Here is a 23880-nt window from a genome sequence, read left to right on the forward strand (position 1 = left end):
TCGAGCGCCCCGCCGTTTTTCTACGCGAGTTTTCGGGCGCTGCGTGGCTGATAATTGCTCATTACGCGTTCAATGACCTTGATCGCTTTGCCTGTGCCATTCTCGGCCCGCAATTGTTCGCCGAGCTTTTCCGCATTGCGCGCGAAACCCGGGTTTGAATCGAGCTGGCTCAGGGCATCGGCCAAAGCCTCTGCAGTCAGTTTGCGGCGGCGCACCGGCTTGGGGCCGCATCCCAGTTCATGTACCCGGCCGCCCCAATAGGGCTGATCGACCATCTGTGGCACGATGAAGGTGGGCTTGCCCAAATGCAGTCCTGAGGCCGTTGTGCCTGCACCGCCGTGATGGACAACGGCTTTCACATATTTGAATAATTGGTCATGCGGCGCCCGGTCTATGACATAGACTTGGTCGCTTGCGAGGTCGTCGGGCTTGATGCCGCCCCAACCGCGACCCACGACGACCCGACCATTCCAATGCTTAAGGGCGCCGCGCAGGATATCGGTGTTGCGGTCGGCACCGAACGGCATCGAACCAAAGCCCACATAGATCGGTGGTGGACCGTTCTCGATAAACGTTTTGAACTCATCGGATGGCTGCCAATCCGAATTGTCCGGCAGCATCCAGTACCCGGTGACGATTGAAGTCTTCGGCCAATCGCGCGGGCGCGGCGACAGGATTTCCGAATAAGCATTCAACGTCCAAAGCGGGGTACCGTCGGTGTCTTTAAAGAAACCGCCGTTCTTGCGCGGTCCAAGCCCCATCAATTCGCGGCGCAACTTGTTGCGCGGCAGATTGTAATAGATCTGCTGCACGGTCATCGTCGAATAGGTCAGGCGGTTGATCGTCTTCCCGAACGTCGGACCGTAATAGATGCAAAGCGGGAATTCGCTGGTTGAATTGAGCGGCTGCAACGCCGCGACGATGGCGGGGATATCGAGCGCTTCGGCAATATCGATGGAAAAGCTCGTATTCATGTTGAGCATGATGCAGTCGGCGCCTTGGGCCATGTCCCAGGCGGCGCGTGCCGCCCGATCCACGATCTTCTGGCCCTGACGGAGCAGGGCAGGCGCATTGACCAGAAGATTCTGGTTCATCGCCCGCTCGAACTGGCTCTGCTTGACGAATTCCTGCATCGACGGGCCGAGGCTCCAGAATTCGATGCCATAGCCTGTGACCATTGATTCGAAATCATCGGTCGTGCCGATGACGACTGAATAGCCTTGCGCGATCATGGCACGAGCCAGTGCGACATAAGGCTGAACGTCACCTTGCGTGCCCAGTGTGGCCATCGCAATGCGCTTTGTCATCTTCACCTCGATACCCCAGCCGCGGCGGGTGCGCCAATGGCGCGTGGGTCATTTACATTGTCGTTACAGAGCATTATGACGACCCCTCGCGTGTTTCATTTACATAATCGGACAACGAGGGCAAGTCAGATGGAGTCGCCTAAGACAGCAGCACTTCTTGGTGCTTCCGGATACACCGGGGCTGATCTTTTGCGACTCGGTGTGCGCCATCCGGGTCTCAAATTTGTGGCCCTGACCGCCAACACCCATGCTGGCAAGCCCATGGCGTCTGTGTTTCCGCATCTCGCCGTCGCGGATCTTCCCGATCTGGTTTCCAATGAAGACGTGGATTTCTCCGACATCGATGTGGTCTTCTGTGGACTGCCGCACGGAAACAGCCAGAAGCTGGTGGCCGAAATCGCCCAGAAGAACGCTTCAGTGCGTGTCATTGATATGGGAGCCGATTTTCGCTTCCGCAATGCCGATGACTACGGCCCGGTCTATGGTGCGGATCATGTCGCGCCTGAACTTCAGAAAATGGCCGCTTACGGACTGACCGAGCACAACCGCGACGCAATTCGTGGTGCCTCGATTGTTGCGTGCCCCGGGTGCTATCCAACGGCAACGCTGCTCGCTTTGCTGCCTCTGGTGACGTCGGGTGCAATTTCCACCGACGATATGATTATCGATGCCAAGTCCGGCGTTACCGGCGCGGGCAGGGCGCCCAAGCAGAATACGCTGATGGCCGAGGCGGGCGAAAGCCTGACCCCCTATGGTGTCGGTGTGCATCGTCACGCCCCCGAAATTGAGCAGGAAATCGGGCTGGCCGCTGGCAAGAAGGTTGCTGTCAATTTTACCCCGCACCTCATTCCTATGAGCCGGGGCGAGCTGATTACGGCCCATGTCAGGCTCGACGGCGCAAAAAACGCCGACGAAGTCCGCAAGACTCTAAGTGATGCCTATGCCGGTGAGCCGTTCATTCGGATAGCGGAAAAGGGTGTAATTCCCTCGACTGGACATGTGCGCGGCTCGAACTATTGCGTCATCAACGTCTTCGACGATCGCATCCCCGGTCGGGTCATCGTTATCGCCGCGATTGATAATCTGGTGAAAGGGAGCGCCGGGCAGGCGATCCAGAACTTCAACGTGGCTTTCGGTTATCCCGAGGCGACCGCTATCGAGGCTCTGCCGCTCTTTCCATAAGAGTGACAGGGCCGGTAAATACCACGGCGCGGGCCGGTCTTTTGTTGCCAGGCGGACGCCCGTTCATACTTTGAACACCATGATAGCCAGATAATCACCCTTGCGTGCCGCGCGTCCAATTCGCGCCGCAGCATCGGGTCACAACGGGATCGAACACGATCCCATCGAGGACAAAATGAGCGAAGAATTCCATCGCATCCGCCGCCTGCCACCTTATGTGTTCGAGCATATCAACCCGATCAAGGCCAAGGCGCGCGCCGAAGGCGTCGATATTATCGATCTGGGTATGGGAAATCCCGATTTGCCGACCCCGACTCACATTGTTGAAAAGCTCAAGGAAACGGTCAAGGACCCGCGTACGCACCGCTATTCGACATCACGCGGTATTCCAGGGCTCCGCAAGGCCCAGGCTTCCTATTATGGTCGCAGGTTCGGCGTGAAACTCGATCCTAATACCCAGGTCGTTGCGACACTGGGATCCAAGGAAGGCTTTGCCAATATGGCCCAGGCGATCACTGCGCCGGGCGATGTCGTTTTGGTTCCCAACCCGACCTATCCCATCCATTCTTTCGGGTTCATCATGTCAGGCGGCGTCGTGCGCTCGATGCCTGCCGACCCCAACGAAGATTTCATGCGCTCGCTCGACAGGGCAGTTCGCCATTCCATTCCCAAGCCGATCGCTCTGATTCTCAATTACCCGGCCAACCCGACCGCCTACGTCGCGTCGTTCGATTTCTATAAGGAAGTCGTGGATTACTGCCGCAAGAACGAGATATTTATCCTCTCCGATCTGGCGTATTCAGAGATATATTTTGAAGAAGAACCGCCTCACTCGGTTCTTGAAGTGCCGGGCGCGATGGATGTGACTGTCGAGTTCACCTCTATGTCCAAGACGTTTTCGATGCCCGGTTGGCGCATGGGATTTGCCGTAGGCAACGAACGGCTCATTGCAGCCCTCGCTCGGGTGAAGTCCTACCTCGATTACGGTGCGTTCACCCCAATTCAGGTTGCTGCCGCATCGGCGCTGAACGGTGATGATTCATGCATAGAGGAAGTGCGCAATATCTACAGACATCGGCGCGACGTGATGGTGGAGAGTTTCGGGCGAGCCGGTTGGCATATTCCCACGCCTGCAGCAACAATGTTTGCTTGGGCGCCCATCCCCGACCAGTTCGCGGACCTTGGTAGCCTTGAGTTCGCCAAGCTTTTGATCCGGGAGACTGGTGTGGCCGTCGCGCCAGGGGTTGGTTTCGGCGAATATGGCGACCAGTATGTGCGCTTGGCTTTTGTGGAAAATGAGCAGCGTATTCGCCAGGCAGCGCGCGCAATCAAGAAGTTTCTGGGTGGGCTGGCCAGCAACGGAAACGTCGTTCCCTTGGCCAAATCCTGATATTGCCCGTCACAAGGGTTGACGCGTAGGTAAATTCCTATTCATGGTCGCGCGCATTAAAAACATAGCGTGCGACCATGAGTGATATCGATAGTTTCAAGGCAACAGTAGAGTCCTTTATTTCCGAGCGCGGCTGGACGCCCACCCGTTTCGGACGCGAGATTGCCGGAGACCCACTCTTCGTTTTCGATCTGCGCGAAGGCCGCGAGCCGCGCAGCGAGACCCGCCAGCGCATCGCGCGGGCTATGCAGGTCTATGCAACCGGTGAGGGCGAGGAAATGCGCCCGTTGCGGGTAGGTGTCGCTGGCTTGGGTACTGTGGGCGCCGCCCTCATTCGTATTCTCATTGATGATGGCGATGCCATTGCCCGTAAATTGGGCCGTCGGCTCGTGGTGTCGGCAGTTTCGGCACGGTCGCGCTCGCGTGATCGTGGCGTCGATATTTCTCCGTTCAAATGGTTCGACGATCCCGTTGCGCTCGCAAGATCTGGCGAAATCGACCTTTACGTAGAGTTGATCGGCGGAGAGGACGGCCCGGCATTGGCTTCTGTCACTGCGGCACTCGAAAATGGCTGTCCGGTCGTTACGGCCAATAAGGCGTTGCTGGCGCGTCATGGCGTTGCGCTGGCCACCGCCGCAGAAGCCGCCCATGCCCAGCTTGGCTTTGAGGCAGCAGTTGCGGGCGGTATCCCGGTCATCAAGACGCTTCGTGAGGGGCTGGGTTCAGCTGCAATTACCCGCGTCTATGGCATCATGAACGGGACATGCAATTACATCCTGACGCGCATGGGTAATGAGGGCATCGGTTTTGACGAGTGCCTAAAGGATGCACAGGCGCTTGGCTATGCTGAAGCAGACCCCACATTCGACGTTGAAGGATTCGATACCGCTCACAAGCTGGCCATATTGGCGAGCCTCTGCTTTGAAACCAAGATTTCGGCCGATCAGGTCTTTGTCGAAGGCATCACGCGGATAACGCAGGCTGACATAAAAGTGGCTGCAGATCTGGGCTACAAGATCAAGCTGTTGGGCATGGCCCGCCAGGTTGAAAATGGGATCGAGCAGCGCGTGCATCCGACACTTGTTAGAAAATCAAGCGCGATTGCCGGAGTCGATGGCGTTCTCAATGCCGTGGCATTGGAGACCAATCACGTGCAGGAATTGCTGCTTGCCGGCCCTGGCGCTGGTGGCGAGGCAACGGCGGCTTCGGTGCTATCCGACATTCTCGATATTGCGCGGGGAACGCAGGTTCCGCCGTTAGGCGTGCCCAGTTCGGAACTCAAGAATTGTGAACGTGCACCGATGCGCATTCATGAAGGCGGTTATTATATAAGGCTCAATGCAAGGGATGTTCCCGGTGCGCTTGCTGCCATTGCCACGCGCATGGGGGAAGGCAACATCTCGCTCGAAAGCGTCATTCAGCGCCCCGATCTGCGGGTCAGCGAACCCGGCGTTGAGGAGGAAACCTCGCGTACGGTTGTGCTGATCACCCACGAAACTATCGAAAGCGCAGTGCGCGAAGCGCTTGAGCGGATTGCCAAGGATGGGTTTATCGTGGGACAGCCGCAATTGATCCGCATCGAGGAGTTCTGAGCAGTGGCCAAGTCCGAGCCCGTCCAAGCCAAGGTCGACGGCAATCTCACGCTTGAGATCGCCCGCATCACCGAGCGCGCTGCAATTGCAGCCGCCGGCTGGCGTGGGCGGGGTGACGAAATGCGCGCCGATCAGGCGGCGGTTGAGGCCATGCATCAGGCCCTCAACAATATCGACATCTCGGGCACAATTGTCATAGGCGAAGGCAGGAACGTGCCCTTGCTCGGTTTCGAGGAATCTGTCGGAACAGGCCGTGGACCGGAAATTGAAGTGGCTGTCGACCCTCTTGAGGGCGTGACCGGTTGTGCAAAAAATCTCGCCGACTCGCTCTCGGTAATGGCGTTTGCCGAGCGCGGCGCGCTCTTGCGGGTACCCGATGCCTATATGGAAAAGATCGCAATAGGGCCGGGTTATCCCGAAGGCATTGTTGATCTCGACAATTCGGCCACAAACAATGTCTCTGCATTGGCGGAAGCCAAGGGCGTGGCGGTGACCGACATCGTTACCTGCGTCCTCGATCGCCCGCGCCATGCGCCATTGATCGCTGAACTCCGTGACCTCGGTGTTGCAGTCAAATTACTTCCCGACGGCGATATCGCCGCCGTCATACATGCAGCAAACAGCGACGATACCGGCATCGACATCTATCTGGGCTCAGGAGGTGCGCAAGAAGGCGTCTTGGCCGCAGCCGCGATGAGGTGCATGGGCGGACAGATGCAGGGGCGCCTGATCCTCGACACGGCGGACAAGCGCGCCCAAGCACGCGAAATGGGACATACGGATGCTTCGGCCAAATTTTCAGCCCTGGATATGGCAAAGGGTGATGTGCTGTTTGCCGCAACCGGCGTGACCGACGGCAGCCTTTTGCGTGGCGTCAAACTGCTCCCGCGCAAGCTGGTCACCTCCAGCGTCGTAATGCGCTCGTGGTCGCACACAATTCGCTGGATAACTGCCGAGCACGGGCGCGCCGCATAAGGTCATTTTACAAATTAGCGAAAAACTTTGGGCCACGCCGCAAACTCAGTGCGTCGTGGCCCAAATCATTTCCAGCAAACCGATGATGGGTTGGCCTGTAAGTAGTTGGTGTTACGCGATGATCACGGAAATCTGGATCACTCCAGACCCAGCACCTCTCGCGTGCGCTGTTCAGCAGTGTCGCCGGCAGTTATGACCTCTTGCGGGGTCTGTCCCAGCGCGCGGGCAGCCTCTTCGGCAGCGTTGCGGACATTGGTTACGATCTCGAGTTTTTGCTCGTCGTCCATGTTTTCGTCCCGCACCTCAGCGGCATTTGCGACGAGCCCATCGATCTGAACAGCGATGGCGTCGGACGCCGAAGTCATCTGATCGCTCAGTGCACTCATGGCGTCATCGCCCATCTGCACCAGATTGTCGCCGGCCACCTGAGTGTCTTCCATGATCGAGTCGAATGTTTGCTGCGCATCTTGCTCGATTTCCTCGCGACGCTGCTGCATGTCCTCGGTCGAAATATTCACGTCTGGCGCATCTGTCTCTTCGACAGTCTCCGCCATTGATTCCGGGTTTCCAGCATCGGGGTTGGGGGCCTCGGGCGCTTCGGTGCGGTTTTCACAAGCCGCAAGCGTCAAGGCGGAAATCAATGCAAATGGCAATACGAGTTTGGCGTTCATTGGCAATTCCCTCGAGAATTCATGGGTCAAACAATTTTCAACCCGTCTGGGAGAAAAACGGCAATAAGGCGGCGGATGTTCCCTCGGTCGCTGGCCGCAAGGTCGATATGGGGGAATTTAGTGCAAAAATTCTGGTTTCGGGCTATCGAGTTGCCTCCGTCAGCGTCTATGGATAGTCCATGAAGCCAGAGCCCCAAGCCTTTCTCAACGTTGAAAGATCGGTCGGCGGTAGACGCTGGATCGACCGGCTGGACTTTGCTGCAAACCGTATGGCTGGCGCTATCGCCCAGCAGACGGACCTGCCCGAAATTCTCGCCCGGATCGTCGCCGCTCGCGGCGTTGCTGTAGAAGACGCCCAGACCTTCATAGCCCCAACACTGCGCGACCTGATGCCCGACCCTTCGACTCTTGCGGGCATGGACGATTTGGCGGTGCGGCTGGCCGATGCGATATCCAACAACACCTCCATCGGACTGTTCGGCGATTATGATGTTGATGGTGCCAGTGCCGTAGCGCTCATGGTTCGCTATCTTCGCCATTTCGGCTTGAATCCGCCCACTCACATTCCTGACAGAATTTTTGAAGGCTACGGTCCCAACAACGCCGCAATGGAAAGCCTTGTCGAGCAGGGCGTTTCTTTGATCGTTACCCTCGATTGCGGCACCGCCAGTCATGGCCCCATCGCTCACGCGAAATCCCTTGGTGCTGATGTTTTGGTGATCGATCACCACCTGGCCCCCGATACGCTCCCGGACGCTGATGCGTTGGTCAATCCCAACCGACGCGATGATATATCGGGGCTCGGCTATCTGTGCGCTACGGGTGTCGCTTTCATGGTCATGGTCGCGACCAACCGAATCTTGCGTGAAAAGGGCCGGGCCGGGCTTCCAAACCTCATGGAATGGCTCGATCTCGTGGCGCTGGCCACGATCTGCGATGTCGTTCCGCTCAAAGGGTTGAACCGAGCATTCGTGCTGCGTGGCCTGGACGTCATGCGTGCGGGCAAGAATGTGGGCCTCGCCAGCCTCGCCATTGCGGCGCGCGTCTCCGGTCCAGCCAACGCCTATCATCTGGGGTTTCTGCTTGGCCCGCGCATCAATGCCGGTGGAAGGATAGGTGATGCCGGCCTTGGCGCACGGCTCTTGGCGACAGACGATGAATACGAAGCGTTGACCATTGCGCAACGCCTTGACGAACTCAACGCCGAGCGCCAGCGCATCGAAGTGGCAGCCGTCGAACAGGCCATGGCCACAGCGGAAATGGAGATTGGGGAAGGTCCCGGACCTTCTGTTTTGGTGACCGGCTCATCGGACTGGCATCAGGGTATTGTGGGGCTCGTCGCAGCGCGTCTCAAAGAACGTTTCGGGCGGCCAGCTTTTGCAATTGCGCTCGGCCCGGATGGCGGGGGCACGGGTTCGGGCCGGTCCATTCCCCGGGTCGACCTCGGTGCGGCAGTTGTCGACGCCGTACGCGGCGGCATCATCACCAAGGGGGGCGGGCATGCCATGGCAGCTGGGGTGACCATTGCGCCCGGCCAACTCGGCCCGTTCCGCCAATATCTCAACGACACCCTGACTAACGAAGTCCAGGCTGCCCGCGCCGAAGATGGACTAAAGATCGATGCCGCGTTGACGGCACGGGGCGCCAACCCAGACTTTATCCATCAGATCGAGCGGGCAGGGCCGTTCGGGTCGGGCAATCCGACGCCGATTTTCGCATTGCCGTCCCACCAGATCCGGTTTGCCGATATCGTGGGCGCAGGAGGCCATGTGCGCTGTACAGTCAGCTCGGGCGATGGCGCAAACCTCAAGGCGATTGCTTTCCTCGCCGCCGGGACGCCTCTGGGCGATGCCTTGCTCAAAGCCAAGGATGGGCAGCGTATCCACGTTGCCGGCACACTAAACCTTGATCACTGGCAGGGGCGCGAGACCGTACAGTTGCGGATTATCGATGCCGCACTGCCTGGCTAACCGCTCTTGCATCGCCGGTTCTGGCCGTTAAGATCATGTTTTAAGGCAGCAATCTGAAACCGGCTCACATTCGTATCGTATCTGTAACAGCAGTTTCGAATGTCCAGCCAGGCGGGGATGAGGGTCAATAATGAGTCAAGCAACTTTCGATCGAGAGCAAATCCAGCCCGGATGGGGAACGCGATTAAAGTCATTCCTGCTTGAAAAGGCCGGTGCCGCTCTGATGGGAATCCCGCACAAGGGCGCCATCACAGTGACCTTTCCCAGTGGCCGCGCGCGGACATTGGGCGATGCGTCGACTGGTGAGCATGCCTATCTGAAACTCAACAATTTCAATGTCCTCAAAGCGGCGATGCGGCGTGGCACTTTGGGTTTTGCGGAAGCCTATATCAGCGGCGACATCGAAATTGTGGACCTGACAGCCCTGTTCCGGTTCTTTCTCCAGAACCAGGACATCTTCGACAAGGCAAATCCGGGCATTTTCCGTCGGGCCGCGCAAGATCTGGCCTATCACATGTCCCGGCCAAACACCCGTGAAGGCAGCCAGAAGAACATTGCCGAGCATTACGATCTGGGGAACGATTTTTACGCCGAGTGGCTCGACCCATCGATGACCTATTCTTCGGCCTATTTTGCCGGTCAGGACATTTCGCTCGAAGAGGCCCAGCGCGCAAAATACCAGCGTATCATGGTAATGGCGGGAATTCAGCCGGGTCACCACATCCTTGAAGTCGGGTGTGGATGGGGCGGTTTTGCCGAAACGGCTGCGCGGGCAGGCGCGCATCTACGCGGTATCACCCTGTCGAAAGAGCAGCTTAGATACGGTATCGAGCGACTCGCGCGGCTAAACCTCTCCGAATTCGGGGAATTGGTATTCGAGGATTATCGCGACACCAAAGGCTCGTTCGATCACGTAGCGTCGATTGAAATGATCGAAGCCGTGGGTGAAGAGCACTGGCCGGACTATTTCAAAATGGTCCATGACAGGCTAAAGCCCGGCGGTACTGCGGCCATCCAGGCCATCACCATTACGGAGCGCGATTTCGACGCCTATAAATCGGCGCCCGACTTCATCCAGCGTTATATCTTCCCCGGTGGTATGCTGCTGACAAAGAGCGTGATGAAAGACGCAGCCGCCAAAGTGGGGCTGGTACTAGAAGCGACTGATTGTTTTCGTCTCGATTATGCGCGAACGCTCCGCATCTGGAGCAAGCGGTTCATTGAGCGCTGGGACACGATCGCCAAACTCGGCTATGACGAGGCATTTAAGCGCAAATGGCTCTATTATTTAGCCTATTGCGAAGCCGGATTTACCGAAGGCACCATCGATGTCGGCATCTATCAGTACAGGCGCCCGCAATAGCGCCTGTTCGGTTATGCAAATAACTTGACTGCGATAATCATAAAATATAGCTAGGCCCGATCCCGCTGACTATCGCCGGAGCGATTGGCGCCGTGACTGCTATTGCCGAACAAGCTCAAGCCACCCGTCGGCCCGGCGTTGCCGCAAGCAATGCACGGCGCTTGGCGGGTCTGCTCATATGCCTGGCGGTGTTGGTGTTAGCTGTGCTTGCCAGCATCGCAATCGGTGCGCGCGATATCGCCCTGCCAACAGTGCTCGACGCGCTTTTCGCTTACGATGACTCAAACGACCACGCTATCGTCCAGAGCCTGCGCGTTCCCCGTACCGTGTTGGGGCTGCTCATTGGAATGGCGCTGGGGATGTCCGGCGCCTTAATCCAGGCGCTGACGCGTAACCCATTGGCCGATCCGGGCATTCTGGGCGTCAATGCCGGCGCGAGCTTCTTCGTGCTGATCGCCGTGGGCTATCTGGGCATGACTTCGTTGCAATCTTACATCTGGTTTGCCTTCTTGGGCGCTATTGTCACGACGGTCATGGTCTATGTCGTCGGCTCGTCCGGCCGAAATGGCGCGACGCCTGTGACGCTCACTTTGGCCGGTGTCGCCATCGGTGCGATCCTGGGCGGGGTGTCGACGGCGCTTACACTGCTCAACCCGACAGCATTTGACCGCATGCGGTTCTGGAGCGCAGGTGCCCTGAGTGGCGGCACCTATGAGACGGTGACAACGATAGCGCCGTTTATCGTTTTCGGCCTTGTGCTGGCCGCCATCGTTGCACGTCCGCTCAATGCGGTCGCACTTGGCGACGACCTTGCAAAATCACTCGGTGCCAATATCACGCGGGTTCGCACAATCGTCGTTATTGCTGTGACACTGCTCGCCGGTGGCGCCACTGCCGCGGCCGGACCCATTGGGTTCGTCGGGTTGATGGTACCCCATGTTGCCCGGTGGATCGTTGGGCCGGATCAGCGCTGGATCATGGCCTATACACTGGTGCTCGCCCCTGTGCTTCTTCTGGTTTCCGATATCATCGGTCGGATCGTCATGCGACCGGGCGAAATCCAGGTTGCCATCGTCACCGCTTTCCTTGGTGCCCCCGTACTGATCCTGCTGGCGCGCCGTCGCAAGGTGAGTGGGCTATGAGCGCAATAGATTTCGGTCGCCCCATCAGGATCCTCCGCGTGTTTGGCGGCAAGGTAACGATGCTCTTGGACTTGCGTGTCATGGCATTGGTGGGGATCCTGCTGGCCATCGCTACTGTTGTGACGCTGATGGCGTTGGCCAGCGGCGAATACCCGGTTGCGCTGCCCGATGTTCTTGCAGCTCTTAGCGGGCAAGCCGATGGACGCACCCACATGGTTGTTGTGGAATGGCGCCTGCCTCGCGCGCTGCTGGCTGTCATTCTGGGCGCTGCCCTTGGCATGAGTGGCGCTGTTTTCCAGTCTCTGACACGCAATCCCCTGGGTAGTCCGGACGTGATCGGGTTCAACTCGGGAGCTTATACAGGCGCGCTGATCGCCATAATCGCCTTTTCGGGCAACTACTATCAGGTTGCTGGCGGTGCTTTGCTTGGCGGTGTCCTTACCGCGCTTGCTGTCTATGCGCTTGCCTGGCGTCGCGGAGTGCAGGGGTTCCGGCTCATCATCGTCGGCATCGGCATGAGCGCCATGCTCTCGTCGCTGAACACCTGGCTTATGCTGCGCGCCAAGCTCGAAGTGGCGATGGCGGCCGCGGTGTGGGGCGCAGGCTCGCTTAATGGCCTTGGCCTGGATCAATTCTGGCCTACGCTCGTCGTACTGGGCGTGCTCATGCCGCTTGTAGTCCTGCTGGCGCGACCGATGAAGCAACTCGAGATGGGTGATGATACCGCCCGCGCGCTCGGCATCCGTGCCGAACCGGTGCGCGTCGCGCTGTTGGTGCTCGGTGTCGCGCTGACCGCAACGTCAACCGCCGTCGCCGGTCCCATCGCATTCGTGGCACTGGCTGCGCCGCAAATCGCACGCAGGGTGACCCGAGCGGCAGGCGTGGCGCTGCTACCTTCGGCTGCAATGGGCGCTCTGCTGCTCACTCTCGCCGACTTTCTGGCGCAACGGGCCTTTGCACCGACCCAACTGCCCGTGGGCGTAGTCACAGTTTCTGTAGGTGGGCTGTATTTTGTGTGGCTGCTAATGCGGGAGGCCAGGCGCCAATGACCGGGAGATTGAGCATGAACGAGCATTTCGCTCCGACCGCGATCGCGTCAACCGCAAGCCTATCGGCAGAAAGGGCGACGATCGGTTATGACGATCGGATAATCTCGCATGAGCTTTCGGTCAAAATTCCCGACAATGGTTTTACGGTGATTGTCGGTGCCAATGCCTGCGGCAAATCAACATTATTAAGGGCATTGTCGCGCCTTATCCGGCCAAGCCAGGGGCAGGTTATGCTCGATGGCAAGGCGATTTCACAATACCCTGCCAAAGAGGTCGCGCGTCGCCTGGGTTTGTTGCCGCAGACCTCGATTGCTCCAGAAGGCATCACTGTTGCTGATCTCGTGGCACGTGGCCGCTATCCCCATCAAAAGTTTATCCGCCAATGGTCTGAAGGCGATGAGGCTGCTGTGCTGGACGCCATGGAGGCGACCAAGATCACGCCTTTGTCCCACAGACTCGTCGACGAGCTTTCGGGTGGTCAGCGCCAGCGCGTTTGGGTGGCCATGGTGCTTGCCCAGCAGACACCTATGCTGCTGCTTGATGAGCCGACAACCTATCTCGATATTGCCCACCAAATCGAGCTCCTGGAGCTTCTCAGCATGCTCAACAAGCGGGAAGGGCACACAGTCGTTGCTGTCTTGCACGATCTTAATCACGCGTGCCGCTATGCGACCCACATCATCGCCATGCGCGAGGGGGACATCGTTGCGGAGGGCGCACCTCAAGAGATTGTCACCGCCGAGCTCGTAGAGCATGTTTTCGGTTTGCCTTGCATCATCATCGAAGATCCACTGGCCAGGACGCCGATGGTCATTCCACGCGGATCGATCCCCCAAGCGCAGGTTAGCCCGGTTCCAGCATAACCGACTGACGTTCATCACATTCAAAGGAAGTTTCGATGAAGAAGAAGCTACTCGGCCTGATGACGGCTGCCTTACTGGTGACAAACGCCTCGGCTGCGGTTTCGCAGGAATGGAGCTATACGGACGGTACAGGCAATACCATCACCCTGGAACGCCCGCCTGAACGGATCGTCGCATTTTCGTCGTCCGCGGCAGGATTGATGCAATTTGGGATCGTGCCTGTCGGCGTTTTTACAGATGAAAGTACCTCGGACAAAAGCTACGCAGATTTTGACCTGTCCACAATTGAAGTGATCCGCACAGCCTATAATCAGTTGCAGGCGGAGAGCCTGCTGGCTCTGGAGCCTGACCTGATCGTTACAGAGTACTGGCCTCGCACCGGTGGCTATAGCGGTGGCGACGAAATGACGCCGGATGGCCAGTTTGGTGGCATCGCGCCGATTCTTGGCGTGTCGCAAATGGATTCGATTCTTGGACTCATCGAAGACTATGCCGATCTCGCCCAGGCGCTTGGCGCTGACATCGATGCGCCACAGATCCAGCAGCAGCGTGAGGCCTTTCTTCAGGCGCGTGAGGCCTTCTCGTCGGCCGCAGATTCAAAGCCGGGCTTGAAAGTGATGGCGGCATGGGCCGATGCCGAAAGCCTCTATGTCGCGACGCCGGACGGTGCCGCAGAACTCAACGATTTTGCCAATTGGGGGCTGAACGTCATCGAACCCGCGGTGCCCGCAGGGGAATATTGGGGGATCCTGAGTTGGGAGAATGCAGATGCTTACCCCGCCGATGTTCTCTTGCTCGACGATCGGTTTGGTTCGGCAACGCGCGAAGCGGTTCAGGCGCAACCGCTTGCCGATTTGAGTCCAGCAATCGCAGCAGGGCAAGTGGGCGATTGGCCGGCGTGGTGGATCCGGACCTATAGCGCCTACGCAGAACAGCTTGAAAAGCTCACGGCGCTTGTCGATGCGGCGGAGGTGGTTACCGATTGAAATTAGAGAGGGCAGCCATCACGCCGCCCTTTGTTATTTGGAAGGTTCGGAGATCAACTTCGACATCAGGGCAAAGAAAACAGGGTAGGGCAATAGCCGTATCGTCTTCAGGATCAGGACGAAGGGCAACGGAAATGCGATCTCGAACTTGCGAGATTTCAGCAACCCGTCGGCGATACGCTTGCCAGCATCCTCGGCTTCCATCAGGAACGGCATGGGAAAATCGTTCTTCGCTGTCAGGTCGGTCTTAACGAACCCCGGACAGATCAGCCGCACGGCTATGTTGTCAGCAGCCAGTTCAGTTCGCATCGTCTCTGCCAGGGCAATCATGGCCGACTTACCCGACGAATAGGCCGCCGACCGTGGCAATCCAAAGTAGCCTGCCACGGACGCCACAAGTGCAATTTCGCCAAAACCCTGTCGGCGCATCTGGGCAACGACAGGGTCGATGACGCGCATCGCACCGAGCAGGTTGGTGTCTATGATTTTCGCAAAACTTTCGTAGTCGTAGCGTCCCGGCTCCGTAACCTCCCAGGCAGCGACTGAAAAAACGACGAGATCAATTTTGCCCAGGTCCTCTGCGATGCGGGCCACAGTTGCCTTGACCGCCGCGAAATCAGTGACGTCGAGCGGGTAGGGACGAGCGCCATGACTTGCAGACAGCGCATTCAGAGGCTGTTCGCGTCGGCCGGAAATGGCAACTGTCCAGCCACGTTGGGACAATTGTTTTACAGTCTCGGCGCCGATTCCAGAACCGCCGCCGAGCACCCATGCCACTTTCGCCATTCGCAAAACCTTTCTTTCGATATCGTCTCAATACGAAATTGGTTTGCGCCGGATCAGGTTGCCGTAATTATTTCGACAGGGCCTCGAGTACGCGCACCCATGACCGAATTCCCTTGTGATAGCTCTCAAGGTTGTATTTCTCGTTCGGCGAATGGATGCGGTCGTCGGTCTGGGCATAGCCGATCAGAAGTGAATCCATACCCAGCTTGCGCTTGAAGTCACCGACGATGGGAATCGATCCGCCTGACCCCGCAATCGCAGCCTCGCGGCCCCACTCCTCGGTCAATGCGCCCAGAGCCTTTTGCAGCATTGCGCCATCTGCGGGCACGACAGAGGCCGGGCTGGCGCCATGCTCGTGGAATGTCGCCGTGCAATCTTTTGGAACACGCGCCTCCACATGGGCGCGGAACGCTTTGCGAATCTTGTGCGGGTCCTGATTGCCCACGAGGCGGAAGGAGATTTTTGCCGAGGCCTTGGCCGGGATGACAGTCTTGAACCCGTCACCGGTATAGCCGCCCCACATGCCGTTGATCTCACACGTCGGTCGCGATGTGATCTGTTCAAGCACCGTACGGTTTTTCTCACCCGCAGGCTCGGAGAGACCGACAGCGCTCAGATAGCCCTGCTCGTCAAACGGTAGCCGCGCCCACTGCTCGGCAACGTCCGCTGGAAGTTCGGGTACATCGTCATAAAATCCCTCAACAGCCACAGAGCCGTCGTGATTGCGCAACGAGGCGATGATCTCGGCGAGAACCTGGTTGGGGTTCCGCGCAGCGTTGCCATACATTCCCGAATGAAGATCGCGGTCGGCGGCCTGTATATCGATCTGGTCGGCCATGAGCCCGCGCAGCATAGTGATGATGGATGGGGTCTGCTCGTCCCACATGTCAGTATCGCAAACCAGGGCAATATCTGCTTTGAGCTCTTCGGCATTTTCCCTGAGAAACGCGTCCAGCGAAGGTGAGCCGGATTCTTCTTCGCCTTCAAACAGTATTGTGACGCCGACCGGCAGCGCGCCGCGCACAGCTTTATAGGCCCTGCAGGCCTCCACAAACGTCATCAGCTGACCTTTGTCATCCGATGCACCGCGCGCCAGAATCACTTTTCGGCCATTCTCGTCGCCGATTGTCGGTTCAAACGGCTCATTCGTCCAAAGCTCGATCGGGTCAACAGGCTGAACGTCATAATGACCGTAAAACAGGACGTTAGGCCCATGGTTGCTGCGCTGATGGCCAACAACCATCGGGTGCCCCGGTGTCGGACGCACAGTCGAATCGAAGGCAAGTCCGTTGAGCTCGTTGGTCAGCCATTCTGCTGCTTTGAGGCACTCGCCGCCATAGGCAGGGTCGGTCGAAATCGATGCAATCCGCAAAAGAGTGAACAACCGCTCGAGACTCGCATCGATATTGGCATCGACATGGGAAAGCACGGCATCGAGCGGAGCATTGGCGTCAGTCATTGCGGAGAGGTCCGTAATTGGTTGGCAAGTCCACCGACCTTATCAGCAGCGCAAACCCAGTAAAGAAATTTCAATGGCTGCGATCAGTCCATGAGTTCCGCGGGCAATGTCCCGATTTTGAAAAGCACAAGAGGCTCGTCGTAACAGTCGGTTTCGAGGTCGACCTCTTGGGAGAACGCAACCACGCCGGCCTTTGTCGGCGCGATCCGCTCGGCCGTCGCAATCGCACTTTCGGCGGTCTTGGCCCGCTGCAAGGGATCAGACACCAGCTTGCGTCCGCGCTGTTGGAATGACTGGATCAGGAAATTCGTGGTCATGGTGCCTCACTGGTTGAGACGCACTCTATCACCCGCCGCAGAGCGAAGGTGTTTTCTTTGCTGATTCCCGTAGCAGCAAATAGATGACCGGAAATGTCTCTGGAGACGGTCCGGGAATGAAGCAAAAATATGTGGGGAGTTGATTGGCGCGCCCTACGGGAATCGAACCCGTGTTACCGCCGTGAGAGGGCGGCGTCCTGACCGCTAGACGAAGGGCGCCTAGAGCGCCTCTAGGAAGCGCCGAGATATGTTTGGGAGCGGTTACCGCAATGGATGGAACAGCGGAAGCTCCGGGCCGTGAATTGCCACTATAGATAGTGGCGCGCATCGCATGATGCAACGGGAAACGGCCAAATCCTCAAGCAAGAAGAAATGGCGCGCCCTACGGGACTCGAACCCGTGTTTCCGCCGTGAAAGGGCGGCGTCCTAGACCGCTAGACGAAGGGCGCGGCGGGCGTCTGCGGATCACCGCGTCGGCCAGTGAGCGGGTGTATAGGGGGGGCTTTGCGATTGCGCAATACCCAAATTCGATTTTATTTCAATTTCAACAGCCGCTGAATGTTACGGGGCCACTATAGCCGCGCGGACGGTCGCGCACATCAACATGCACAAAGTTCCGACCAGGGTAGCACCCCATGCCGCCGACCAGCCCGTTGTTGCGGGCATAGGCTATGAGTCGCGACTTGGCGACGCCGGGGATGTAGAAATCGGCAGCCATGCATTTCGTATGGAACGACGATTCGGCGCCACCCACCGACGCGTTATGCCAGGGCGTGCGATAGCCCGAGTTCATAACGACTTTCTTGCCGAAATGGCCCTCGATATCCCAAATCAGCAGGCGAAGTTTGGGGGACAGGCAGAAGGCGTTGACGTTGCTGTGCGACACATAAGTGCCCCAGTCAGAACGCAACCCATTGTAGCCGCTTCCGCTACCGGAGGCGAACATGGCCATCGGAGCGCAGGCGCCGAGCAATAACACCATGACGATCAGACTGGACAGTAAACGCATCAAAACCACTTCCGTGTCGGGGTGAAAAGATTCCCAAGCCACGGACACAAAAATACCGGCGGTTGCCTAACCGCCGGTCAATTAGCGTGGTTAATTTTTGGTTATGCGTTTACCACGTTCCGGTGTTCTGCATGGAAGCCCAGGGTTCCTTGGCTTCGAGATTGCCCTCCTGGAGCAATTCTACGGAAATACCGTCGGGGGATTTGACGAAGGCCATGTGCCCGTCGCGTGGCGGACGGTGGATTGTGTACCCCATGTCCTGAAGATGTTGGCAAAGCGCGTAAATGTCGTCGACCCTATAGGCCAAATGTCCGAAATTGCGGCCGCCACTATACTCTTCGGGGTCCCAATTGTAGGTCAACTCGACCTTCGCGCCCTCATCGCCGGGGGCGTTGAGGAAAACGAGCGTGAATCGCCCTTTTTCGTTTTCAATGCGGTGTGATTCCACAAGACCGAGGCCTTCGCAGTAGAAACGAAGGCTGTTCTCGATGTCGGTTACGCGCACCATTGTGTGAAGATATTTCAAAGCAAGGCTCCGCCATGGTGGTGTTGCGCCCCTTACCATCGGAGCAGGGGCGCTGCTGAGGCTAGCAGAAGCGCGCGGCAATGGCCAAGACAGGGCGTCGACGACAATAGAGTTAACTGTCGCCAACAAATTTATGAATGGTTCTTAACTTTTGGTTCTGAATCGGCCAGAGTGTCGCACAGTATTATGAGTACCTGCGGTTTGCAGGCGCGTGTGTGGAAAAGGCGTTGAGCATGGGGGCGAAAGACATTTCCGGCACCGGACCCGAGTCCAGAACGGTGAGGCAGGATGATGCGCACCGCGAAGACGGCGAGAGGGATTTCCAGAATCCCGCCACCGATTTCGACGTCATAGAAGTCGTCGGGACAATCAAGTGGTTCGACGCAGGCAAGGGCTTTGGCTTCATTGTGCCCGACACTGGGGGCGCGGATGTGCTGCTGCATGTCACGTGCCTTCGCCGCGATGGCTTCCAGACTGCCTATGAGGGTGCGCGCATTGTTGTCGAGGCACTCAATCGCCCTGGCGGTCTTCAGGCCTTCAGAATTGTCTCCATGGACGAATCGACTGCACGCCATCCCGCACAAATGCCTGCGGCGCGCACACACGTTCATGTGGAACCGACGTCCAAGCTAGAGCGGCTTGAAGTGAAATGGTTCAACCGTGTCCGTGGTTTTGGCTTTTTGTCTGCAGGCGAGGGGCACCCGGATATATTTATTCACATGGAAACACTGCGCCAGTTCGGCATGACTGAACTGCGTCCGGGGCAATTTGTGCTGTGCCGGTATGGTGATGGGCCCAAGGGCCTCATGGTTGCCGAAATCCGCCCCGATGGTTGGGGTGACGCCCCGTCGTCACACTAGGGCGAAGCAACCCTTTCAGCCAGGATCGATTTGCATGTGCGCTACACGAAATTTCATTCTCTCGGCGCTGCTTGTGCTCGCCCCGCTTGCACCGGCAGTTGCTCAGGATGCCGAGGATGTCGCGGTCATCCATTCAGGCGAAGACAGTTTCACCTTCTCAGTCGAAATTGCCGATACGCCGAAAGAAACGTCCCGTGGCCTTATGTTCCGCGAAGAGCTGGCTCCCGATGCCGGCATGTTGTTCGATTTTCTCGAAGAACGCCCGACCAGTTTCTGGATGCAGAACACTTTGATTCCGCTCGATATGCTGTTCATCAAGGCCGATGGCGAGATCGTCAGAATCCATGAGAACGCGGTTCCGATGGATACCACGGCGATTCCATCAGGAGAGCCGGTGCGTTTCGTGCTTGAAATCCCAGGGGGGCGCTCGGCTGAATTGGGGCTGCAAGCAGGCGCGCAACTCGATCACCCCCGAGTAGAAGCTGAAGTCAAAGCGGCGGAGTAGTTCCGCCGCCTTTTTGTCGATGCACCAAAGCGTTGGGGTCTAACGCACGACAAGCACAGGGACTGTGCTGGCCGTTAGCACTTCTGTTGTCTGGCTGCCCAGCAGCATCTTGCGAAAGCCGCGGCGACCGTGGGAGGCCATGACGATCAGATCGGCACCGATTTCCTGCGAGACCTCGATGATGGCGTCGGCCGGGTAGCGGTTCGGAATATGCCGCGTCTCACAATCGACACCGCTTTCGGAGGCAAACCGGGCGGCTTCTTCAAGGATATCCTTGACCGCAGCACGCATCGATTCATCGTATTCGGCGATGGTGGCAGGTCCGGCAACTGCCAATGCCCCTGAAGCCCACATATCTGTGACGGTGATAACAGTCGCTTTCGAGCCGAGTTTCTTGGCCAGTTTCAGGCCCTGATCGAGCCCCTTGGTGGACAGCTCTGAACCATCGGTTGCGATCAGAATGTGCTTATACATCGCGCGTCTCCTTCTTATATAACAATGCTAACCCACAGCGTTCCGTTGCGCGTTGATCTGGGTCAATATGCACGAGTCGCCAAAGGTAGCTTTGACGCGTTCTACCGTGTTGGAAACGCACTGTTACCGCAACTGGTGCCAGCGATTTCGGCAATGCTCGAAGCGAAACTATCGATCCTTGAAGCTGTTTGTGCCTCTCGGCTTTTGACCCCCTCAAACTCTGATATCGGTTGTTTTGTTTGGGTTTTTGGCGTGCTTGGTTAGGACAGTCGGAAACTTCGATGCTATAAGTGCTGCATGGATCAAAATGTCACTGCACTGGAACGGGCTTTCCAGTTGGCCGAAAGCGGTCGTTTTACAGGAACCGCCGACATCAAACGGGCGCTGCTGCAAGAGGGATACTCTGTTCAGCAAATCACTGGCCGGGTTCTGATGCGCCAGCTTCGGACGATAATACTGGAGCGCCAGAAAGCACACACCCGCTAGGTTCAGCCCTACCACTGAATCTTGCGCAACTGATCGGCCCAGTCGTTCAAACCCTCAGATTGAAAGTCCACAACCAGCTCGGCTTTTGCAGCCAGCGTGTCTGCCGTAGGTCCAGTGTTGACCTCGTCGGTTAGGCCGATCAATCGGCCGATAAGGTCAGTGTGGCTGTCACCGAAACTATTCATTTCGGTTGCCAGCGCATTCATTTCCAGAGCGGCCTTCTTGTGATTTTCCATCTCATCCTCCATAGCTTGCCTCCCCCAGAGTGCGCCTCCATGCCATCATTCCGCAAGCCCCAGGGCGTGACTTGAGTGTGGGTAGAGAAAGCCGGAAACACTTCCAGAAAACGCCCGTTAATCGGCTGCGCAGCAGGGCCTCATCGGGTCGGCTAGGCAGCGTCGACAAATTCGCCAGCCGTTTTCACAGGAGCGTTGCATGCTCTCTGGCCTGAAGGCAGTCTGCGGATGAACCCGGTTCGGCAAACTTCCCGATCCCGCAATTTCAGGCCGAGGCGATCAACAAGCCCGATTTTGAGAAGTGCTGGATCCACGCCGTCGGCAAGGATTGATCCAAGGCTTCCTTCTGGAGGCAGATTTGAGCAGGGGCGATCTCACAGAAGTGGAACGGCGCATTTTGAAAGGCTTGCTGCCCATTGAGCCTGAGAACCGTGGTCGAGGCAAACCGCCCGAGCAGAACTGATCAATCATCAATGGCATCCTCTGGCAGCTCCGTGGCGCGACGTTCCGCCCAAATACGGGAGTTGGACACTATCTACCGGTGGTTCCGGCGATGGAGCGAGGCCGGGTCCGGGAGGCCGTTGCTGTAACGCTCGCCGAAGTCATGCGGACAGCGGCCATTACAGCATCGACAGCACTACCGTTCGCGCCCACGTCTCGGCAGCCGGCGGAAAAGGGAGGCTGATCAACGGGCGGGTACACCAGTAAGCTTCACAGCCTGGCTGATGCCCTCGGACGACCACTCGCGTTCCATTTGAAGGGAGAGAAGGTGGCGACCCCGACAGGATTCGAACCTGTGACCAATAGCTTAGAAGGCTACTGCTCTATCCAGCTGAGCTACGGGGCCGTGCGCGGCGTTGGGAGCATCTTTGGGAAAGGTCAGAGACATTTCCAATCGCACTCCCGGCAAGACAAAATCTAACAGCGCTACTCCGAATCTGGCGGAGCGGTCCCCGATCTATCGCAAAACACGACGCTTGTCAGCCTGTGAGCGCGACGGCGCTTGACTTTCAGGTCACAAGCGCAGATATGGACGCAATGCTAGGTGCTGCCGCGTGAGCAGCCATCGCGTCTCCGTCATGGGTGACCCTTGAGCCGGCATGATTTTCCCAAGTTCCCAGATCACGCGGGGTTCTGACAGGTCCAACGCCTGTGCGCAATGTGGCGCCGCGGGTTTGGCTGGATCTGCAACCGCAACGGTACACGCCCAACGCAACGGTTGGCGCGGTAAGCCGTATAATGTCCGGTGCGCATCTGGTGCTGCCGGAAAAGGACATAATTTGACTCAGTTCCAGGCCCTCGGCCTAGACGCTCACATCCTCAAGGCCCTGGAAGGTATGGGGTTTTCTGATCCTACGCCCATTCAGGAACGCGCGATCCCGCTCGTTTTGGACGGCCGCGACATCATGGGCCTTGCCCAGACCGGCACCGGTAAGACTGCAGCTTTTGGTCTCCCGATCATTCAGCAGCTTCTGGCCAAGACCGGCAAACCTGACCCCAAGACCTGCAAGGCTTTGATCTTGGCACCAACCCGCGAACTGGTAAACCAGATCGCCGTCAATCTGCGCGCCTTCACCAAAGGTTCGCCGATCAAGGTCAATTCCGTCGTCGGCGGCATGTCCATTGGAACCCAGATCAAGGCGCTGGCTCATGGCAGCGATATTGTTGTGGCAACGCCAGGCCGTCTGCTCGACCTGGTCAAGCGCCAGGCTCTTCGACTCGATTCGGCAAAGCACCTCGTGCTCGACGAAGCCGACCAGATGCTTGATCTCGGCTTTATTCACGCACTGCGCGAGATTTCGCGCCTTGTCGGCCAGCCGCGTCAGACGCTCCTGTTTTCGGCCACCATGCCCAAGCAGATGAACGAGATCGCCGCTGTTTATCTCAAAGACCCCGTTCGCGTTCAGGTGTCCACTCCGGGCAAGACCGCAGACAAGATTGCGCAGAGTGCGCACTTCGTGGAACCTGCTGGCAAGTTGTCGCTGCTCAAGCAGTTGCTATCTGCCGACAAGGATTCGCTGTCGCTGGTTTTTGCCCGCACCAAGCACGGCGCTGAAAAGCTCTCCAAGTCGTTGGGCGCTGCTGGATTTGCGTCTGGCTCAATCCACGGCAACAAGAGTCAGGGTCAGCGGGATCGGACGCTGAAGGCGTTCCGCGGTGGTGAAATCCGCGTTCTGGTCGCTACCGACGTCGCTGCCCGAGGCATCGATATTCCCGGTGTGAGCCACGTTTACAATTACGAACTGCCCCAGGTTGCCGAAAACTACGTTCACCGCATTGGTCGCACGGCGCGCGCCGGCGCCGAAGGCGAGGCCGTGGCGCTTGTTTCGGGCGAAGAATACGGATTGCTTCTTGATATCGAACGTTTGACCGGGCTGTCGATTGAGACTGCTGGTGGCGAGCGTCCGCTGCGCAAGACCTCTTCGGGTCCTGCAAAAAAGCGCACGCAGGGTCGCAACGGCAAGCCCCAGTCAAAAGGGCAGGGCGCAAAGCCTTTCGATCCGGCAAAACCCGCGCAGCAGCGCAACCGAGCCAAGTCGCGTCCCAAAAGGGCCCGTCAGGCCGCTTAAGCCAATTATACACAGTACTTTGGAAAGGGCAGTTGCTTCGGCGACTGCCCTTTTCGCTTGTGGACCATGGTGTTGGCGCGACTGCTCCCGGACGGTTCTCATACTCGACTTTGGTATTACGCCCCCTTGACATCGTTTATATAATGGAATGTGATGCTTGTA

The 23880-nt window shown here is 57.9% G+C and carries 23 protein-coding genes and 3 tRNA genes; 14 read left to right on the forward strand and 12 right to left on the reverse strand.

What is annotated here, in order from left to right:
• Positions 1 to 20: 20 nt before the first annotated feature.
• Complete coding sequence (locus tag ACN0TA_RS07205; RefSeq protein WP_417581252.1) at positions 21 to 1307, reverse strand: glycosyltransferase; 1287 nt, start codon at positions 1305 to 1307, stop codon at positions 21 to 23.
• 129 nt (positions 1308 to 1436) lie between these two features.
• On the opposite strand from ACN0TA_RS07205, the gene argC reads away from it, so the two are divergent.
• The 4 genes from argC to glpX all read left to right on the forward strand — a co-directional run bounded on the left by argC (position 1437) and on the right by glpX (position 6446).
• Complete coding sequence (argC, locus tag ACN0TA_RS07210; protein ID WP_417581254.1) at positions 1437 to 2489, forward strand: N-acetyl-gamma-glutamyl-phosphate reductase; 1053 nt, start codon at positions 1437 to 1439, stop codon at positions 2487 to 2489.
• A 175-nt stretch (positions 2490 to 2664) separates the two neighbouring features.
• Positions 2665 to 3879 (forward strand): LL-diaminopimelate aminotransferase, encoded by a 1215-nt coding sequence (locus ACN0TA_RS07215; protein WP_417581256.1) that lies wholly within the window; start codon positions 2665 to 2667, stop codon positions 3877 to 3879.
• A 278-nt stretch (positions 3880 to 4157) separates the two neighbouring features.
• Positions 4158 to 5471, forward strand: coding sequence for a homoserine dehydrogenase (locus tag ACN0TA_RS07220; protein WP_417582088.1), 1314 nt, complete (start codon positions 4158 to 4160; stop codon positions 5469 to 5471).
• A 3-nt stretch (positions 5472 to 5474) separates the two neighbouring features.
• Positions 5475 to 6446, forward strand: a complete 972-nt coding sequence (gene glpX / locus ACN0TA_RS07225) for a class II fructose-bisphosphatase (protein WP_417581258.1) — start codon at positions 5475 to 5477, stop codon at positions 6444 to 6446.
• Positions 6447 to 6583: 137 nt separating this feature from the next.
• On the opposite strand, the gene ACN0TA_RS07230 is transcribed toward glpX, so the two are convergent.
• Complete coding sequence (locus ACN0TA_RS07230; protein ID WP_417581260.1) at positions 6584 to 7117, reverse strand: hypothetical protein; 534 nt, start codon at positions 7115 to 7117, stop codon at positions 6584 to 6586.
• 179 nt (positions 7118 to 7296) lie between these two features.
• On the opposite strand from ACN0TA_RS07230, the gene recJ reads away from it, so the two are divergent.
• The 6 genes from recJ to ACN0TA_RS07260 all read left to right on the forward strand — a co-directional run bounded on the left by recJ (position 7297) and on the right by ACN0TA_RS07260 (position 14490).
• Positions 7297 to 9087 (forward strand): single-stranded-DNA-specific exonuclease RecJ, encoded by a 1791-nt coding sequence (gene recJ, locus ACN0TA_RS07235; RefSeq protein WP_417581262.1) that lies wholly within the window; start codon positions 7297 to 7299, stop codon positions 9085 to 9087.
• A gap of 130 nt (positions 9088 to 9217) precedes the next feature.
• On the forward strand, positions 9218 to 10450 hold the full coding sequence (locus ACN0TA_RS07240) for a class I SAM-dependent methyltransferase (protein WP_417581264.1): 1233 nt from the start codon (positions 9218 to 9220) through the stop codon (positions 10448 to 10450).
• 92 nt (positions 10451 to 10542) lie between these two features.
• On the forward strand, positions 10543 to 11592 hold the full coding sequence (locus ACN0TA_RS07245; protein WP_417581266.1) for an iron chelate uptake ABC transporter family permease subunit: 1050 nt from the start codon (positions 10543 to 10545) through the stop codon (positions 11590 to 11592).
• On the forward strand, positions 11589 to 12641 hold the full coding sequence (locus ACN0TA_RS07250) for a FecCD family ABC transporter permease (protein ID WP_417581268.1): 1053 nt from the start codon (positions 11589 to 11591) through the stop codon (positions 12639 to 12641). The genes ACN0TA_RS07245 and ACN0TA_RS07250 overlap by 4 nt, the downstream gene beginning before the upstream one ends.
• A gap of 14 nt (positions 12642 to 12655) precedes the next feature.
• Positions 12656 to 13504 (forward strand): ABC transporter ATP-binding protein, encoded by an 849-nt coding sequence (locus ACN0TA_RS07255; protein ID WP_417581270.1) that lies wholly within the window; start codon positions 12656 to 12658, stop codon positions 13502 to 13504.
• Between the two features lie 35 nt (positions 13505 to 13539).
• Positions 13540 to 14490: an ABC transporter substrate-binding protein gene (locus tag ACN0TA_RS07260; RefSeq protein ID WP_417581272.1), complete on the forward strand. Its 951-nt coding sequence runs from the start codon at positions 13540 to 13542 to the stop codon at positions 14488 to 14490.
• Between the two features lie 33 nt (positions 14491 to 14523).
• Here ACN0TA_RS07260 and ACN0TA_RS07265 read toward each other — a convergent pair whose 3' ends face one another.
• The 7 genes from ACN0TA_RS07265 to ACN0TA_RS07295 form a co-directional block, all read right to left on the reverse strand.
• Positions 14524 to 15276, reverse strand: coding sequence for an SDR family NAD(P)-dependent oxidoreductase (locus tag ACN0TA_RS07265; protein WP_417581274.1), 753 nt, complete (start codon positions 15274 to 15276; stop codon positions 14524 to 14526).
• 67 nt (positions 15277 to 15343) lie between these two features.
• The gene (locus tag ACN0TA_RS07270) at positions 15344 to 16735 is read right to left on the reverse strand and encodes a dipeptidase (protein WP_417581276.1); all 1392 of its coding nucleotides are present in this window, start codon (positions 16733 to 16735) and stop codon (positions 15344 to 15346) included.
• An 83-nt stretch (positions 16736 to 16818) separates the two neighbouring features.
• The gene (locus tag ACN0TA_RS07275) at positions 16819 to 17052 is read right to left on the reverse strand and encodes a hypothetical protein (protein ID WP_417581278.1); all 234 of its coding nucleotides are present in this window, start codon (positions 17050 to 17052) and stop codon (positions 16819 to 16821) included.
• Positions 17053 to 17196: 144 nt separating this feature from the next.
• A tRNA-Glu gene (locus tag ACN0TA_RS07280) sits at positions 17197 to 17271 on the reverse strand.
• A gap of 154 nt (positions 17272 to 17425) precedes the next feature.
• Positions 17426 to 17501 (reverse strand) — tRNA-Glu (locus ACN0TA_RS07285).
• 95 nt (positions 17502 to 17596) lie between these two features.
• The gene (locus ACN0TA_RS07290) at positions 17597 to 18061 is read right to left on the reverse strand and encodes a YcbK family protein (RefSeq protein ID WP_417581280.1); all 465 of its coding nucleotides are present in this window, start codon (positions 18059 to 18061) and stop codon (positions 17597 to 17599) included.
• 109 nt (positions 18062 to 18170) lie between these two features.
• Positions 18171 to 18587, reverse strand: coding sequence for a VOC family protein (locus tag ACN0TA_RS07295; protein ID WP_417581282.1), 417 nt, complete (start codon positions 18585 to 18587; stop codon positions 18171 to 18173).
• A 233-nt stretch (positions 18588 to 18820) separates the two neighbouring features.
• On the opposite strand from ACN0TA_RS07295, the gene ACN0TA_RS07300 reads away from it, so the two are divergent.
• Positions 18821 to 19447, forward strand: coding sequence for a cold-shock protein (locus tag ACN0TA_RS07300; protein ID WP_417581284.1), 627 nt, complete (start codon positions 18821 to 18823; stop codon positions 19445 to 19447).
• Between the two features lie 34 nt (positions 19448 to 19481).
• Positions 19482 to 19952, forward strand: coding sequence for a DUF192 domain-containing protein (locus ACN0TA_RS07305; RefSeq protein WP_417581286.1), 471 nt, complete (start codon positions 19482 to 19484; stop codon positions 19950 to 19952).
• Between the two features lie 39 nt (positions 19953 to 19991).
• Here ACN0TA_RS07305 and ACN0TA_RS07310 read toward each other — a convergent pair whose 3' ends face one another.
• Positions 19992 to 20426: a universal stress protein gene (locus tag ACN0TA_RS07310; RefSeq protein ID WP_417581288.1), complete on the reverse strand. Its 435-nt coding sequence runs from the start codon at positions 20424 to 20426 to the stop codon at positions 19992 to 19994.
• Positions 20427 to 20723: 297 nt separating this feature from the next.
• On the opposite strand from ACN0TA_RS07310, the gene ACN0TA_RS07315 reads away from it, so the two are divergent.
• Positions 20724 to 20912, forward strand: a complete 189-nt coding sequence (locus ACN0TA_RS07315; protein WP_417581290.1) for a hypothetical protein — start codon at positions 20724 to 20726, stop codon at positions 20910 to 20912.
• Positions 20913 to 20920: 8 nt separating this feature from the next.
• On the opposite strand, the gene ACN0TA_RS07320 is transcribed toward ACN0TA_RS07315, so the two are convergent.
• Positions 20921 to 21148, reverse strand: coding sequence for a hypothetical protein (locus ACN0TA_RS07320; protein WP_417581292.1), 228 nt, complete (start codon positions 21146 to 21148; stop codon positions 20921 to 20923).
• Between the two features lie 770 nt (positions 21149 to 21918).
• Positions 21919 to 21995 (reverse strand) — tRNA-Arg (locus ACN0TA_RS07325).
• Between the two features lie 433 nt (positions 21996 to 22428).
• Here ACN0TA_RS07325 and ACN0TA_RS07330 point away from each other — a divergent pair.
• Positions 22429 to 23718 (forward strand): DEAD/DEAH box helicase, encoded by a 1290-nt coding sequence (locus ACN0TA_RS07330; protein ID WP_417581294.1) that lies wholly within the window; start codon positions 22429 to 22431, stop codon positions 23716 to 23718.
• Positions 23719 to 23880: the final 162 nt, after the last annotated feature.

Source organism: Pelagibacterium sp. (assembly GCF_048264985.1).
In the GTDB taxonomy this organism is placed as follows: Bacteria; Pseudomonadota; Alphaproteobacteria; order Rhizobiales; family Devosiaceae; genus Pelagibacterium.